This window comes from Streptomyces pseudoechinosporeus (assembly GCF_054783935.1).
The window spans coordinates 258977-274383 of sequence record NZ_BAAGPS010000023.1; the positions used below are offsets into that span (position 1 = coordinate 258977).

At 69.9% G+C, this 15407-nt stretch carries 16 protein-coding genes; 9 read left to right on the forward strand and 7 right to left on the reverse strand.

The annotated features are described in order from the left end of the window. Window positions 1-72 precede the first annotated feature (72 nt). The 3 genes from ACYVO6_RS24635 to ACYVO6_RS24645 form a co-directional block, all read right to left on the reverse strand. Complete coding sequence (locus tag ACYVO6_RS24635; RefSeq protein WP_461064572.1) at window positions 73-1623, reverse strand: alanine/glycine:cation symporter family protein; 1551 nt, start codon at window positions 1621-1623, stop codon at window positions 73-75. Continuing rightward, window positions 1620-2063: a universal stress protein gene (locus ACYVO6_RS24640; protein ID WP_461064574.1), complete on the reverse strand. Its 444-nt coding sequence runs from the start codon at window positions 2061-2063 to the stop codon at window positions 1620-1622. The genes ACYVO6_RS24635 and ACYVO6_RS24640 overlap by 4 nt, the downstream gene beginning before the upstream one ends. Window positions 2064-2129: 66 nt before the next feature. Continuing rightward, window positions 2130-2654, reverse strand: a complete 525-nt coding sequence (locus tag ACYVO6_RS24645) for a helix-turn-helix domain-containing protein (RefSeq protein WP_461064878.1) — start codon at window positions 2652-2654, stop codon at window positions 2130-2132. Window positions 2655-2856: 202 nt separating this feature from the next. Here ACYVO6_RS24645 and ACYVO6_RS24650 point away from each other — a divergent pair, with 202 nt between their 5' ends. From ACYVO6_RS24650 to ACYVO6_RS24675, 6 genes are all read left to right on the forward strand, one after another. Next, window positions 2857-4110 carry an NAD(P)/FAD-dependent oxidoreductase gene (locus ACYVO6_RS24650; protein WP_461064576.1) on the forward strand — a complete coding sequence of 418 codons (1254 nt, stop codon included), beginning with the start codon at window positions 2857-2859 and terminating at the stop codon, window positions 4108-4110. Window positions 4111-4151: 41 nt separating this feature from the next. Continuing rightward, window positions 4152-5069, forward strand: coding sequence for a dihydrodipicolinate synthase family protein (locus tag ACYVO6_RS24655; RefSeq protein ID WP_461064579.1), 918 nt, complete (start codon window positions 4152-4154; stop codon window positions 5067-5069). Next, window positions 5069-6121 carry a proline racemase family protein gene (locus ACYVO6_RS24660; protein WP_461064880.1) on the forward strand — a complete coding sequence of 351 codons (1053 nt, stop codon included), beginning with the start codon at window positions 5069-5071 and terminating at the stop codon, window positions 6119-6121. Before ACYVO6_RS24655 ends, ACYVO6_RS24660 begins: the two co-directional genes overlap by 1 nt. Window positions 6122-6165: 44 nt before the next feature. Continuing rightward, window positions 6166-7656, forward strand: coding sequence for a gamma-aminobutyraldehyde dehydrogenase (locus ACYVO6_RS24665; protein WP_461064581.1), 1491 nt, complete (start codon window positions 6166-6168; stop codon window positions 7654-7656). Window positions 7657-7989: 333 nt separating this feature from the next. Then, the gene (locus tag ACYVO6_RS24670) at window positions 7990-8610 is read left to right on the forward strand and encodes a hypothetical protein (RefSeq protein ID WP_461064583.1); all 621 of its coding nucleotides are present in this window, start codon (window positions 7990-7992) and stop codon (window positions 8608-8610) included. A 24-nt stretch (window positions 8611-8634) separates the two neighbouring features. Continuing rightward, complete coding sequence (locus ACYVO6_RS24675; RefSeq protein ID WP_461064882.1) at window positions 8635-8757, forward strand: helix-turn-helix domain-containing protein; 123 nt, start codon at window positions 8635-8637, stop codon at window positions 8755-8757. Between the two features lie 20 nt (window positions 8758-8777). Here ACYVO6_RS24675 and ACYVO6_RS24680 read toward each other — a convergent pair whose 3' ends face one another. Then, window positions 8778-9149 (reverse strand): DUF4333 domain-containing protein, encoded by a 372-nt coding sequence (locus ACYVO6_RS24680; protein ID WP_461064585.1) that lies wholly within the window; start codon window positions 9147-9149, stop codon window positions 8778-8780. 172 nt (window positions 9150-9321) lie between these two features. Between ACYVO6_RS24680 and ACYVO6_RS24685 the strand changes: the two genes are divergently transcribed. Next, window positions 9322-10488, forward strand: coding sequence for a sensor histidine kinase (locus ACYVO6_RS24685; protein ID WP_461064587.1), 1167 nt, complete (start codon window positions 9322-9324; stop codon window positions 10486-10488). 22 nt (window positions 10489-10510) lie between these two features. Here the strand turns inward: ACYVO6_RS24685 and ACYVO6_RS24690 are convergent, their stop codons facing one another. Further along, window positions 10511-11449, reverse strand: a complete 939-nt coding sequence (locus tag ACYVO6_RS24690; protein WP_461064589.1) for a cupin domain-containing protein — start codon at window positions 11447-11449, stop codon at window positions 10511-10513. A 181-nt stretch (window positions 11450-11630) separates the two neighbouring features. Here ACYVO6_RS24690 and ACYVO6_RS24695 point away from each other — a divergent pair, with 181 nt between their 5' ends. Beyond that, window positions 11631-12476 (forward strand): LLM class F420-dependent oxidoreductase, encoded by an 846-nt coding sequence (locus tag ACYVO6_RS24695; protein WP_461064591.1) that lies wholly within the window; start codon window positions 11631-11633, stop codon window positions 12474-12476. Window positions 12477-12552: 76 nt separating this feature from the next. Beyond that, on the forward strand, window positions 12553-13380 hold the full coding sequence (locus ACYVO6_RS24700) for an SDR family NAD(P)-dependent oxidoreductase (RefSeq protein ID WP_461064593.1): 828 nt from the start codon (window positions 12553-12555) through the stop codon (window positions 13378-13380). 21 nt (window positions 13381-13401) lie between these two features. Here ACYVO6_RS24700 and ACYVO6_RS24705 read toward each other — a convergent pair whose 3' ends face one another. Both ACYVO6_RS24705 and ACYVO6_RS24710 read right to left on the reverse strand, forming a co-directional pair. Then, window positions 13402-14247 (reverse strand): citryl-CoA lyase, encoded by an 846-nt coding sequence (locus tag ACYVO6_RS24705; protein ID WP_461064595.1) that lies wholly within the window; start codon window positions 14245-14247, stop codon window positions 13402-13404. Further along, window positions 14240-15406 carry a CaiB/BaiF CoA transferase family protein gene (locus tag ACYVO6_RS24710; protein ID WP_461064596.1) on the reverse strand — a complete coding sequence of 389 codons (1167 nt, stop codon included), beginning with the start codon at window positions 15404-15406 and terminating at the stop codon, window positions 14240-14242. Before ACYVO6_RS24710 ends, ACYVO6_RS24705 begins: the two co-directional genes overlap by 8 nt. Between the last annotated feature and the right edge of the window lies 1 nt (window position 15407).

A 15407-nucleotide genomic window follows, 5' to 3' on the forward strand; every position in this document is an offset into this window, starting at 1 on the left:
GGCGTCCTCCTTGACAAGCCGTAGACGTTCATGTGGGCGATCACGAAGTAGAGGAGGCCGCAGGGCAGTCGCTCACCTTTCGGACGCGCTCACGCGCCCACCGGTCTCACTGATCCCACCGACTTCCCGGATGTCGCCCGAGTGCAGATCGTTCCAGTAGGTCGTGAACTCCCGGCGGACCACCTTGGCCAGGAAGTACAACCCGATGACGTTGACCAGGGCCAGGAGGAAGAAGACCGAGTCCGCGAACAGGATGACCGGCCCCAGCGCGGACGCCGCGCCGATCACGGTGAAGCACAGGAAGATGCCCTTGTACACCATCTCTGGCTTGGCCCTGTCCCCGAAGAGGTAGCCGAACCCCTTCATGCCGTAGTACGAGTTGCTGAGGATCGTGGAGAAGGCGAAGAGCAGCACCGCGACGGTGAGGACGTAGGGGAACCACCCGACGACGGACTCGAACGATCGCGAAGTGAGAGTGATCCCGCTGACATCGCCGATGTCGGAGCCCTTCCAGGTTCCGGTCACGACGATCGTCAACGCGGTCATCGAGCAGACGATGATGGTGTCGACGAACGGTTCGAGGGAGGCCACGAAGCCTTCCGTCGGCGGGCGGTTGGTCTTGACCACCGAGTGCGCGATCGGCGCGTCACCGACTCCCGCGGAGTTCGAGAACGTGGCCCGCTGGAATCCGACGATGAGAGCCCCGATGGCACCGCCGGCGACACCCTCCGGGGAGAACGCGCCCGTGACGATCTCGCCGATCGCCCCCGGTATGTCCGCGAGGTGGGTCAGAAGGACGGTCAGGCAGGCGAGCACGTAGAGGACTGCCATGAAGGGCACCATCACACTGGTGACCCGGGCGATCGACTTGATTCCGCCGATGATGACGGCGGCGGCCAGCACCGCCATGGTGACTCCGACCGCCCACCGGTTGGAATCCAGCCACGCGCCCAGGGAGCCGTCCCCGGACACACCGACGAGCTGCTGGGTGGCCTGGTTGGCTTGGAAGGCGTTGGTTCCCAGGGCCGCGATCATCATGAAGACGGCCCACGCCACGGCGAGGAACTTGCCGATCTTCGCGAAACCCAGCTCGGCCAGTCCGTCACGGAGGTAGTACATCGGCCCGCCGGAGACGGTGCCGTCCTCGCGGACATGGCGGTACTTCACGGCGAGCATGCACTCCGCCATCTTCGTCGACATGCCGACGAACCCGGCGAACACCATCCAGAAGGCCGCTCCAGGCCCTCCGATCGTGATGGCCACCGCCACGCCGGCGATGTTCCCCAGGCCTACGGTGCTCGAGAGCGCTGTCGCCAGCGCCTGGAAGTGGGTGACCTCGCCCTGGGCATCGGCTGGGGTGTACTTGCCCCGCACCAGGTCCACGGCGTGCTTCATCCCTCGGACGTTGAGGAACTTGAGCCAGATCGTGAAGAACATGCCGCAGATGACGAGCCACGTCACGATGAGCGGAACCTCGGTCCCGAACATGGGCACCGAGTAGAAGACGACGTCGGCCAGCCAGTTGGCGAACGGCCCGAAGTACTTCTCAAGAGTGTCGTCGACGCTGTTGGCCAGCGAGATCGTCGGCGTCGCGGCGAAGTCGAGTGAGAACTGTGTCGTCATGGGACCACCACCACCGGCACTGCCGCATGCTGAGTCAAGCGGTTCGCCGTGCTGCCGAAGATGGCGACGCGAAGATCCGAGTCGCCCTTCCGGCCCACGACGATGACGTCGTGACCACGCTCGTCGGCGATGGTGGCGAGCACCTCGGACGGCCTGCCATGGCGAATTTCCACCGTGATCTCGACGTCACCACGAAGGTTCTCAGCTTCGGCCCAGGAGACGAGAGGCTCGACGATCTCGGCTCGCGCCGCCTCGACCTCGGCCCGGCGCTGCACGGGCCTCACCTCGTTGTCCTCTCCGATGGGAAACGAGTAGCGGGACCAATTGATCACATGCGCGATCGTGATCGCCCACTGGTTGACCTGTGCCCTTTTCAGAGCGAAGGCCAAGGCCCGGCGCGAACCATCGCTCCGATCCACTCCTACGAGAACCGATTCCATCGTCGGGCTCCTTCTCACTCGTCCGACTCGCAAAGCACCCATGACGCACCACCTGGGTGCAGATTGTCAGGCAATCTGCCCTGCGCCTGCTGCGGCGTCAAGGGCCGAGGGCGTACCAATCGCATCTCGTCGAGCGGCGATCGATCGGAGGCCATGGAGGCAGCGCGTGGAGGAACGCGCATCATTGCCCCGGTCGCGGGCAGACCGAGGGCCGGTCGCCACGCGCGTTGATGGCAGCGGTGACCGACTGCTTCGCGCACCGGTAGTCGGACCTGCCGACCTGCGACATGACCGAGGCGATTCTCGTGGACCCGAGCGGCGCGACTGCTGAACCCTTGCCGATGCCGATGCCGATGCCGATGCCGATGCCGATGCCGATGCCGATGCCGAGGCGGTGTCGGTGGCTGATGAGGCGGGGACGAGGAGTCCTCCACCGGCGCGGGGGAGGGTAGCCCTGGGCCGGCTCGCCGCCCGCCGGTCGGCGTCGGTGAGGGCCGGGCGGCGGGTGGTGCGTTCCACCAGCCGTACGCCGACCCGGCTCTCCGGCCGGTCCGGGGTGCGCGAGAGTGCGGGCTGGCTGATGCGCAGCAGGGCTGCGGCGCCGGTCTACGCTTTGTAGAGGCCGTTTTCGCAGCCCCGGGGGTCCCCGCACGCGCGGGGGCCCTCTCGCATTTACAACAAGTCCACCGTGACTTGTTGACTGCGGCGGGCGTCGCTCGTAGCGTCACCTCCAACCGCAGATTGTTTGACAATCTTCGGTCCTAGTTCTCGGTCGGGAGAGGTACACCACTCCATGCGGATCATCGTTGTCGGCGCCGGAGCCGTCGGCCTGGCAAGTGCCTACCGCTTGGCCAAGAGCGGCTGCGAAGTGGTGGTGCTGGACGCCCGGCGCGCGGGTTCCGCCGCCACGCACGGCAACGCGGCCAAGATCGCGCTGGCGGAGAGCGGTCCGGTACCGGCCCCCGGAGTCATCCTGCAGTCCCTGAAGTGGATGCTGAAGCCGGACAGCCCGCTGTGCGTCAAGCCCTCGCTCGCCCCGGGCTTCGTGAAGTTCATGCTGAGCATGGCCCGGCACTGCACCGTCCGGGACTTCCGCAACGGCCTTCAGACCCAACTGCGCCTGGCCGAGGGCACGATGGACCTCCTCGACGACTGGACCCGGGACGGCATCGACTTCGAGATGCACAAGGCCGGCGTCCTGCTCGCCTTCGAGACCCGGGAGCGGTACGAGGAGCAGTGCGCCTCCCTCGACGTCTTCGAGCGGTTCGGCATGCTCCCCGAGCACCTGCACGGGGATGCCGTCCAGGCCCGCGAACCGGCACTGAACAGCCGTACCCGCCACGGCCTGTACTTCCCGGACGACCGGCAGGTCGAGCCCGACTCCCTCACCGCCGGCCTGCTCAAGCGCTGCCAGGAGCTGGGCGTGGAGATCCACGAACACGCCCCGGTACGCCGCTTCCTGCGCCGGGAGCGCCGGGACAACACCGTCACCGGCGTACTGACCGACAAGGGCGAGTTCACCGGCGACACCCTGCTCCTGGCCGCCGGCGTGTGGACCGGCCGCATGACCCGCGAACTGGGCGCCCCGCTGCCCATCCGCCCCGGCAAGGGGTACAGCGTCGACTACTCCCCGGCTCCCGTGAAGCTGCGCACCTCCCTCACCCTGGAGGACGCCCGTGTCGCGGTGACCCCGCTGGGCGGATTCCTGCGCCTGGCCGGGACGATGGAGTTCGGCGGCCTGGAGGAGAACATCAACCTCCGGCGCGTCGCCGCCATCAAGAAGGCCGCCGCCGACGCCTTCACCGACTGGGGCAACCCGCCCGGAGAGGCCGCCCCCTGGGCGGGCCTGCGGCCCATGACCCCGGACGGACTGCCCGTCATCGGGCGGCTCCACCCGCTGCCCAACGTCTACGTCGCCTCGGGCCACGGCATGCTCGGCCTCACCCTGGCCCCTGCGACCGCCGAGATCATCACCGAGGCCATCACCCGGCAGCGCCTCCCCGCCGTCGCCGAGGCGGTCTCCCCGCGCCGCTTCACCCGCCGGTGATCCTCACCCTCCCCTTCCCCTCTCACTCCAGGAGACCGCACATGAGCGCCCCGCAGTTCACCGGCATCCTCGCTGCCGTCGTCACCCCCCTGACCGCGGACGGCTCCGCCGTAGACGCGGCGGGCGTCCAGCGCCAGGCCGACCACATCATCGGCGGTGGTATCCACGGCCTCGTCCCCGGCGGCAGCACCGGCGAGTTCACGACGCTGACCCTCGGCGAACGCAAGCAGGTCACCGAGCTGTACGTCGAAGCGGCCGCAGGACGAGTCCCGGTCATCGCCGGAACCGGCGCGTTGAGCACGGCCGAGACCGTGGAGCTGAGCGTCCACGCCCAGAAGGCCGGCGCGACGGCCGTCATGATCGTGCCGCCGTTCTACGACGCCCCGTCCTACGAGGAACTCCTCGCCTACTTCGGCGCGGTCTCGGAGGCGATCGACATCCCGATCATGTACTACAACATCCCCTCCGCATCCGGAGTGCACCTCACCCCCGAGCAACTGGCCAAGCTGGCCCGCGAGACCGCGGTGACCTCCTACAAGGACACCGGCGGCGACTTCACCTGGCTCTCCACCGTCCAGCAGCAGCACGCGCAGGACATCACCACCCTCAACGGCTGGGACACCCTCACCTTCGCCGCCCTCGCGAGCGGCGCGAAGGCCGGAGTGTGGGGCACGGCGAGCGTGATCCCCCGGCTGTGCGCCGACCTGTACGACGCCCTCGCCGTCCGCGGCGACCTGCACGCTGCGCGCGAGCTGTGGGCCAAGATCTTCCCGATCTGCCGGTTCCTGGAGTCCCACAACTACGCCTGCGGCATCAAGACCGGCCTCGACCTCGTCGGCGTGAGCGCCGGACCCACCCGCAGGCCCGTCCTGCCGCTGGCCCCGGAGTTCCGCGAGGAGTTCCGCGCCCTGCTGGCCGCCGCCGGTGTCGAGACCGCCGCCGACCCCGTGGCCGCGTGATGGTCACGCAGCATCGCCGTATCCACGCGATCGACGTCCACGCCGAGGGCGAACCGGGACGCGTGCTGATCGGCAGCCATCTGCACGTCCGGGGCGCCACCATGGCCGAACGGCTGCAGCACTGCGAGAAGGAGCTCGACGAGCTGCGCCAGCTCCTGCTGCGCGAGCCGCGCGGCTACCCGGCCCTGTGCGGTGCCCTGGTCCTGCCCCCGGCCGACCCGTCCGCTGACTTCGGCCTGGTCGTGCTGGAACAGGGCGGCTTCCGCCCCATGTCCGGCTCCAACCTGATCTGCGCCGTCACCGCCCTCGTGGAGACGGGCGCGGTCCCGGTCACCGAGCCCGTCACCGAACTCACCGTGGACACGGCGGTCGGTCTCGTCCGGGTCCGTGCCGACGTCGAAGGGGGCCGGGCCACCCGGGTCACCTTCGCCAACGTGCCCGCTTTCGCGGTCGCCCTCGACCACGTCCTGGAGCTGCCCGAGTACGGGTCGGTGCCGGTCGACATCGTCTTCGGCGGGCAGTTCTTCGTGCAGGCGCGCGCCGCGGACCTCGGCATCCGTGTTGAGCCCTCCGCCGCCAAACAGCTCACCCGCGCCGGAGCGGTACTGCGGGCCGCCGCCCAGCAGCAGGTGCCGGTCAGCCATCCACTCAATCCGGGCATCAACCAGGTCTCCCTGGTGATGATCCACGGCCCTTCTCCGACGCCGGACGTCTCCGGCCGCAACACGGTCGTCCTGCCGAACGGCGAGGTGGACCTGGCCGACCCGACGACCTGGACCGGCACACTGGACCGCTCCCCGTGCGGCACCGGCACCAGCGCCCGCATGGCCGCCCTGCACGCCCGCGGCGAACTCGCCCTGAACACACCGTTCGTGCACGAGTCGATCATCGGCACGACCTTCATGGGCACGCTCCTGGACACCGCCCACATCGGCCCGTACGAAGCCGTGCTGCCGACGATCAGGGGACGCGGCTGGATCACCGCGTACAGCCAGTACGTCCTGGACGAGACCGATCCCTTCCCGCACGGCTATACGCTCGGCGACCTGTGAGGCGAGCAGAGCTCCAGCCCCGAGACCAATCGGAGAAGTGACTGATGGAGACCAGCGGACAGCAGTTCATCGCGGGCAAGCGCCGCTCCGGCACGTCCGGCGAGCGGTACGAGGTGACCAACCCTGCCACCGGCGAGGTCCTGGCCACCGACATCCTGGCCGGACCGGAGGACGTCGACGAGGCGGTCGCCGCCGCCCGCGCCGCGTTCGCCGAGTGGTCGCGCACCACCCCCGCCGAACGCTCCGAGGCCATGCTGCGCTGGGCGGACCAACTCCAGGCCCGCGCCGATGAGTTCGCCCGCACCGAGAGCCGTATCGGCGGCAAACCGATCAGGCTGAGCAGCGGATTCGACATCCCCGGCAGCATCGACAACGTCCGGTTCTTCGCCGGTGCCGCCCGCAACCTGGAAGGCCGCGCCTCGGCGGAGTACTCCGGCGACCACACCTCCACCATCCGCCGCGAACCCATCGGCGTGATCGGCTCCATCGCTCCCTGGAACTACCCCCTCCAGATGGCCGCCTGGAAGGTGCTGCCCGCCGTCGCCGCAGGCAACACCGTGCTGCTCAAGCCCTCCGAACTCACCCCGCTCACCTCGGTGATGTTCGCCGAGGCGGCGCAGGAGGCCGGCATCCCCGACGGTGTGATCAACATCGTCACCGGCAGCGGCCCCGTCGCCGGTCAGGCCCTGGTCACCCACCCCGGCATCGCCATGGTCTCCTTCACCGGCTCCACCGGGGTCGGCCGCCAAGTCGCCGCGCAGGCAGCCGGTTTGGTGAAGCGCGTCCACCTCGAACTCGGCGGCAAGGCCCCCTTCGTCGTCTTCGACGACGCCGACCTGGAGGCCGCCGCCCGCGGTGCCGTGGCCGGAGCCCTCATCAACGCCGGCCAGGACTGCACGGCCGCCACCCGCGCGTACGTCCAACGCCCCCTGTACGAGGCCTTCGTGGCCCGCGTCGCCGAGCTGATGGACGGCGTACGGCTGGGCCCGGTCGACGACCCGGCCACCGACATGGGGTCGCTGATCTCCCTACGACAGCGCGACAAGGTCGCCGCCATGGTGGAGGCCGCCCGCGAGGCCGGAGCCACGATCGTGCGCGGCGGACGGATTCCCGACGGGCCACTGGGCCGGGGCGCCTACTACGAGCCCACCCTCATCACCGACGCGGCGCAGGACTCCGCCATCGTCCAGCAGGAGATCTTCGGCCCGGTCCTCGTCTGCCTGCCCTTCGACAGCGACGACGAAGCCATCCGCCTGGCCAACGACACCCCGTACGGCCTTGCCGCATCCGCCTGGACCACCAACGTCTTCCGCGCCGGACGCGCCGGCCGCGAGATCCAGGCGGGCTGCGTCTGGATCAACGACCACATCCCGATCATCAGCGAGATGCCGCACGGCGGCTACAAGGCCTCCGGCTTCGGCAAGGACATGTCGGCGTACTCCTTCGACGAGTACACCAACGTCAAACACGTCATGTCGGAGAACACCGGCGAACAGCACAAGTCCTGGCACGACACGGTCTTCACCAGCCGCTGACCCACCGCGGACAACTAACGCCTCCACGCAGGTCGAGGGGGCGGTCTCACGACCAGGAGACCGCCCTCTACCCAGTGCCGGGCCGATGAACTCGCGGCGCTCCGCGAGAGGACGGGACGCCTCTCAGGAGACAAGGACCTCTCTTCACACAGAGGGAATCACGACATGGAAAAATTCCTCACCACCATCTACGACCTCATGGGGCTCGGTGAGATCGTCGTCGACATCGCGTACGGCGGGGCCTGTCCAGTCGGCGGCCGAGTAGGCACGAAGTGTCTTACGAGTCCCTTACGCGTCCTTGTCGGGTGACGTAACGCGCCTACGTTCGCAGGCATGTCAACCATCCGAAGCACCGCCCTCGTCACCGCCGCCCCTCTCGTGCTCGCTGTCGCGGGCATCGCGCATCCACATGGGCTCTCCAGGTCGACGGCCGCGGACTGGACGCACTTGCACGTCGCACTGCTGCCGGTCTTTCCCCTGCTCACAGTTGGCCTCCTGGTCCCGCTGTGGCATCGGCCCCGGCTCGACCTCGCGGGCGTTGCCACAGTGGTGGCCTGGGTGGGTGCCTTCGTCTACGCGGCCTTCTACACCGGTCTCGACGCCGTCGCCGGCATCGGGGCCGGAACCGCGGTCGAGCACGTCGCCGAGACCGCGGCTCTCGGGCCGGTGAAACGCCCGCTCTACGACACGGGCGAGGCACTCGGACAGGCCGGTGCCTACGCCCTCATCGCAGCCATCGTGGCCACGGCGGTCGCGCTGCTCCCCAGGAACGGCGCCCGAATCCTCCCCGGCACGCTGGTGCTCCTCGCGGCCGGCTGGTCCTTCGTCGACAGCCACATCTTCTGGCCCCGCGGTGTATGGACGATGCTCGGCTTCGCTCTTGGCTTCGCGCTGCTCGCCTGGGGGGCCGGGAGGAGCGCCCCCTTGGGCGAAGACGGCCGCCTTCTGCGATGACCAGGACGCGGACGCGTCACCGGCCTGAGCCGCCCCACCCTCCACAGCCGCCTGCGGACCGTCGAACGCATCCTGGGCGTCTCCCTCGAATCCGCCGAGTCACGCACCTCGCTCCACACCGCACTCATGGTCATCGACGCCCGCTGATCCGGCGACGGAACTCCGTCTCAGCGCTCGAACTTCCAGGTGACGGAGCGGTCCGATGCCTTGACCACGGTCACGGGGATGTCGATGGCCTTGCCGTCGCTGTCCTTGCCGGTGCAGGTGAGGGTGGTCCCGGTCACCGCCCTCAGCCCTGTCGGACAGGTCACGCCGGTGATCTTCTCCCCGATCCAGGGCAGCGGGTTGTACTTGCTCTGGGTGCGGGTCGCGACGATGTTCGCCGACAGAGCCTTCTGACCGTCCACCGTCACCGTGCTGTATTCATCCAGGATGGTGTTCGACTCGGTCCCGGAGAGCAGATAGGTGCCGACACCGCCCAGAGCGACCACGGCGATGGCACCACCGACGGCGCCGACGAGGAACCTGCTGCGCTGCATCACGTACGTACTCCTGAAGTCCTGCTGTCCGAGGGAAGGCAGCGGCTCAACCCTCGTCCGCGGGCCCGGGCGCCCGCATCGGCCGAACGGCCACAATGCCACGCCCCACGGCCGGGCCCCTCGGCCGTTCGGCCGATCCCCGGGACCTGCGGCCTCGCCCTACGGTGAGCGCATGAAATCCGTTTCTGCCCAGGGCTGCGCCCGCGGCTTCGGCTTCGGCGCGCTGCTCGGGGTGTGTGTCCTCGACTTCGCCGCGGTGGGTTCCGAGGGGCACGACGTGCGGCCGACCGCGGCCGTGCTCGCTGTCGGCCTTGTCGCCCTGCTGTGGCCGGCCGGCATGCGGCCCGCGTGGCTCACCCCGCAGGTCCGCGCCACGGTGCCCGCCGTCGTTTCCCTGGCCTTCACGGTCGGGATCTCGCTGACCGGCGAGCAGCGCGCTTTCGGCCCCGGCGAGATCACGATCATGCTGTGCCTGCTGTTCATCGCCGTACGGCACTGCCCGCGACGCTGGGCCGTGGTGTGCGGCACGCTCGACGCGGTCGCCGGGCTCGCCCTGCCCGTGGGCTTTTACCGGTCGCTGAGTGACGACGAAACACTGGGATTCCTGGTGGTCGGCCTGCTCCTGATCGGCCTGGTCGGCGGACTCGCGGGCTACCTGCGCTCGCTGGACTTCCGGCGGACGGTCGCGGTGGCCGAGACCCGCCGTGACGAGCGCGTGGCCATCGCCGCCGACCTGCACGACTTCGTCGCCCACCATGTCACCGGGATCCTCGTGCAGACGCAGGTGGCGCGCATGATGGCGACCTCCCGGACCGACGACCTCGACCCGGTCCTCGCCGGTATCGAACGCGCCGCCACCGAGGCCCTGGCATCCATGCGCCGCACGGTGGGCGTGCTGCGCGAGCCCGGGCCGGAGGCGGCCGACCACCGGCCCGTGGGCGATCTCGCGGGCATCTCCGGCCTGATCGAGGGGTTCGCGAGCCCGGTCCAGAAGGTCACGCTCGATCGGGACCCGTCCGTCCGCGACGACCTCCCGCACGAGGTGCAGGCGGCCGCCTTCCGGGTCGTCCAGGAGGCCCTGACGAACATACGACGCCACGCGGCCGACGCTACGGAGATCAGCGTCGGCCTGTGGTGCGAGGACCACCGCCTGATGGTCGCGGTGGCGGACGACGGCCGCGGCGGCACCCAACTCCCGGCCGCCGCGCGCGGCGGCGGCTTCGGCCTCGTCGGCTTGACGGAACGCGTCACCGCCCTGGGCGGCACGCTGTGGGCCGGGCCCCGGGTCGGCTACGGCTGGGAAGTCCGGGCGGCCTTCCCGATACGCAAGTCCGTCTGAGCGGACGCCCTTGGCCGCTTCGTCACGAGTGGGCCGAGGCCGTACGGCGGTAGCGGCCGGGCGCGATGCCGTGTTCTCGGGAGAAGGCCCGGGAGAAGGCGAACTCGGAGCCGTATCCGACGGCTTGGGCGATATCGCCGACCGGATCGTCGGTGTCGCGCAGCAGTCGGGCGGCCAGGTCGATCCGTACGCGGGAGAGGTAGGCCAGTGGGGTGCGGCCGACCACCGTCTTGAACTGGCGGGCGAACGCCGGACGGGACATCGCGACGGTGTGGGCCAGCCCTTCCACCGTCCAGTCGCGGTGCGGCTCTTCGTGCATCAGCGACAAGGCGGTTCCGATGCGCGGGTCGCGCAGGGCCGTCAGCCACGACGGACCCTGCTCGTCGGCGGTGTCGGCCCGCTCGATCCAGGCGCGGACCGCCAGCACGAACATCACCTCGGTCAGGCGGGTGGCCACGGCGCGCGATCCTGGCTGTCCATGCGCCGTCTCGGCGGCGAGGATCCGGATGATGCCCTGCAGGTGCGGGTCGGCGCTCATGCCGGGGACGTGGATGACCTCGGGCAGCGCCGACAGGACCGGATGTCCACCTGTGCTGCCCGCGTAGTGGAACTTGCCGCACACCACCCGCACGACGGGCCCGTTCCCGCCGAGGTCGACCACACCCGCGCGGCCCGGTGGGTGAGCGGCCTCCAACTCCGCGTAGGGGAGGGCGTCCTGGCCGGGCGCCCCGACGAGCTGGTGCCGTGTGCCGCGCGGCAGCAGCACCACGTCCCCGGACACCAGCTGCACCGGTGGCGCCCCGTCGGTCCGCAACCAGCAGGCGCCCTCGGCGATGAGGTGGAAGCCCGCGGTGTCGAGCTGGTCCACGGCGCAGCCCCAGCCGGCGCCGGAAGAACGCAGCTGTGCCAGCAGAACGCCCTTGAAGCCGGTGGAAGCCAGTACGTCGGCGAGTACGTCCATGCCGCACACCCTAGCGCCGGACAAGAGCCGGAAATGATGCAGAGGATCGGAGGGTGAGAGCCTGAGGCAAAAATCTGAGCTTCTCTGTCATGGATGCTCTCGGTCGCCCTGCCTAGGGTCGATGGTGAACGAAGGCCCGACAACGGCGCGCCGCCGTCGGCCGCCACGTAGGACGGAAGCCATGAAACTAGGCATCGCCATGTTCCCCGCGGATTTCGCCATCCGCCCCGACGAACTGGCGCGTGCGGTCGAGGAACGCGGCTTCGGGTCGCTGTTCCTTCCCGAACACACCCACATGCCCGCCACCGAGAGCAGCCGCGCGGAGGTGGGAGAGCTGCCCGCGCACTTCTCGCGCACCCACGACCTGTTCGTCGCGCTCACCTACGCCGCTGCCGCCACTCGCTCTCTGCTGGTGGGCACCGGCATCTGCCTGCTGCCCCAGCGCGATCCGATCGTCACCGCCAAGGCCGTGGCCACCCTGGACGCCCTGTCGGGCGGACGCGTGCTGTTCGGGGTGGGCGCCGGATGGATCAGCGAGGAGATCGCCAACCACGGCACCGACCCCGCGCGCCGCTGGAGCGTCATGGCCGAGCGGGTGAAGGCGATGCGTGAGATCTGGGAGAAGGACGTCGCCGAATTCCACGGCGAGCACGTGCGGTTCGGACCCCTGTCGTCCTGGCCCAAGCCCCACCGGCCGTCCGGACCGCCGGTGCTGGTGGGCGGTTCCGGTCCGCTGGTGGCGAGGCGGGTGCTGGACTTCGGCGACGCATGGATGCCGCACGCCGGCATGCCCGTGCCCGAACTGGCCGAGCGAATCGCCAAGTTGCGCGCGGCGGGCCGTGTGGCCGGACGCGCCGACGACGTGCCGGTGACCGTCTTCGGCGCCGAGCCTGACGCCGCGCACCTGACGGAGCTACGGGAGATCGGCGTGAACCGCGCGCTGCTGTACGCGCCTCCGGCCGACGCCGACACCGTACGCAGCTTCCTGGACGAGGTGGCTCCGCTGGCCACCGCGTTCCAGGACTGACCGTCCCCCACTCACCTTCCCCCACTGACCGAACACGGTCGTACAGAAGATGTCGTACAGAAAGTTGGAGAACACCATGAGCAAGGTCTGGTTCGTCACCGGCGCCTCCCGCGGCTTCGGCCGCCGCTTCGTCGAGGCCGCGCTGTCCCGCGGTGACAAGGTCGCCGCCACGGCGCGCGACGCCGGCACGCTGACGGACCTCGTCACGGCCCACGGCGACGCGGTCCTGCCGCTGGAGCTGGACGTGACCGACAAGGCCGCGGTCTTCGCGAGCGTCGAGCGGGCCGGGGAACACTTCGGCCGCCTCGACGTGATCGTCAACAACGCGGGCTACGGCCTGTTCGGCGCCGTGGAGGAACTGCCCGAGCAGCAACTGCGCGACCAGTTGGAGACCAACCTCTTCGGTGCGCTGTGGGTCACCCAGGCGGCGCTGCCCCGCCTGCGCGAGCAGGGCTCCGGCCACATCGTGCAGATCTCCTCCACCGGCGGTGTGGCCGCCTGGCCCCTGCTCGGCGGCTACCACGCCTCCAAGTGGGCCCTGGAGGGGCTGACCGAGTCGCTGGCCCAGGAAGTCTCCGGTCTCGGTATCAAGGTGACGCTGGTCGAGCCCGGCGGGTACGCCACCGACTGGGGCGGCTCGTCCGCCGTGCAGGCCGACACCAACCCCGTCTACGACCCCACCCGTGAACAACTTGCCGCGTTCGTGCAGAGCCTGGACTTCGGCGACCCCGTCGCTGCCGGTGAGGCACTGCTGGAAGTCGTCGACTCCGACAACCCGCCGCTGCGGGTCTTCTTCGGTACCCAGGGCAACCAGATGCTCCCGCAGGTCTACGCCGATCGGCTCAAGACCTGGGCGGACTGGTCGGACCTGGCCGTCCGGGCGCAGGGAGGGCAGGCCGCCTGACCGGACGAGGCCCCGAAGAAGTCACGCGGCCCCCGCAGTGCGGGGGCCGTCGTCGTGGGGCCTTGGCGGGACGGGCCGGTTGTTGAGGTCCACCGACAGGAAGATGTCGTTCGCGACGGGGTTGCGCATCTCCTCGGCGAGCTGGCCGATGAGTCCGGCCGTGCGGGCGAGGAGGGCGAAGGCGCGGAGCAGTTCCAGCGGCAGGCCGAGGTCGGCGAGCGCGGCTCCGCAGACTCCGGCGCCGTTGAGCGGCAGTGTCCTGCCCAGCACCTGGGGGTGGACCCGGCCGATGGCCGCGAACAGTGCCAGATGCGGGCCGAACTGCCCTTCCTCGGCTGCGAGTTGGAACAGCCGCGAAGTGCGGGGGTCGCCCTGCTTGTGGACGTGGTGTCCGAGGCCGGGGATCATCCTGCGGTCCTCGCGCGCGGACCGTACGGCGGCGAGGGCGAGTTCGTCCCAGCCGGCCTCGTCGGTCGGGCGGCCACCCTCCCGTGTGGACAGGGCCTCGTGCAGGAACCGCCCGCAGTCCTCGGTCACGCCGAGGAAGCGCGAGCCGCCGCCCAGGAGCCCGGCGGCGAGGGCGCCCTGGATCGAGTCGGGCGCTGACAGGTACGTCAGCCGGGTCGTGATCGCGGTCGGTGTGAAGCCGTGGTCGGCGAGGGCGGCGAGTACGGCCTCGAAGACCCGGGTCTCGCCGGGGGTGGGGCGGCGCTGCGTGGCGAGCCAGAACGCCAGCTCGCCGAAGCCCACCTCGCCCATCACGTCTTCCGCGAGGTTCTGCCCGAGCAGGGTGATGCTGTCGAGGGAGGACGCACCGAGGGCGGTCGGGTACTCGGGCTCCTCCGGTTTCTTCGGTTTCTCAACCATCGTTGTCCTCCAGCCACTTGCGCAGTTCGGCCCCATGTTCGTCCAGCTCGGGCGGGGGCAGCCGGTAGGTGGCGGGGGTCTCCGAGAAGCGGATCGGGTGCCGGGTGGTGGGTACGGCCCGGTCTCCTTCGCCGACTTCCACCACCGGGTCGAGCCCGAAGCGTTCCGCCATGGCGAACCCGCCGTCGATGGTGTTGATCGGCCCGCAGGGGACACCCGCGTCGACGAGCAGGTCGAACCACTCCAGAGCCGTCTTCGTCCGCAGCCGCTCGACCAGGAGCGGGCGGAGTTCCTCGCGGCGCTCGGTGCGGTCGGCGTTGTGCCGGAAGCGGGGGTCGTCGGCGGTCTCGGGGATGCCGAGCACCTCGCACAGCTTGCGGAACTGTCCGTCGTTGGCGGCCGTGACGATCAGGTCCTGATCGGCCGTCGGCAAGGGCTCGTACGGGAAGACGCTCGGGTGCGCGTTGCCCATCCGGTAGGGAACGGTGCCCCCGGCGACGTACGAGGAACTGTGGTTGACCAGCCCGGTCAGCGCCGACGACAGCAGGTTCACCTCGACGAGCTGGCCCTGGCCGGTGGCGTCGCGGTGGCGCAGCGCGGCGAGGATCCCGATGGCGGCGTGATTGCCCGCCATCACGTCGAACACCGAGATTCCCGCCCGGTACGGCGGCCCGTCCGGGTCACCGGTGAGGCTCATCAGCCCGGAGATCGCCTGCACCATCAGGTCGTAGCCGGGGACATGGCGGCCCGGCCCGGCTCCGAAACCGCTGATCGACGCGTACACCACGCCCGGGTTCACGGCGCTCACCGAGGCGTGGTCGAGGCCGTACCTGGCGAGCCCGCCCGGTTTGAAGTTCTCGATCACCACGTCCGCGCGCCGCGCGAGTTCCCTGGCCACTCGCGCGTCGTCCTCGTCGCGGAAGTCGAGCGCGATCGACCGCTTGCCGCGGTTGATCCCGAGGTAGTAGGTGGACACACCGTCGCGTACCGGCGGCATCCACGTCCGTGTGTCGTCGCCTCCGGGACCCTCGACCTTCACCACGTCGGCTCCGAGATCGGCCAGCAGCATGGTCGCGTACGGACCTGCCAGGATGCGCGAGAAGTCCGCCACCAGCAGCCCGTCGAGCGGTCCGCGTGGACCGCCTGAACCGTCGCTCACG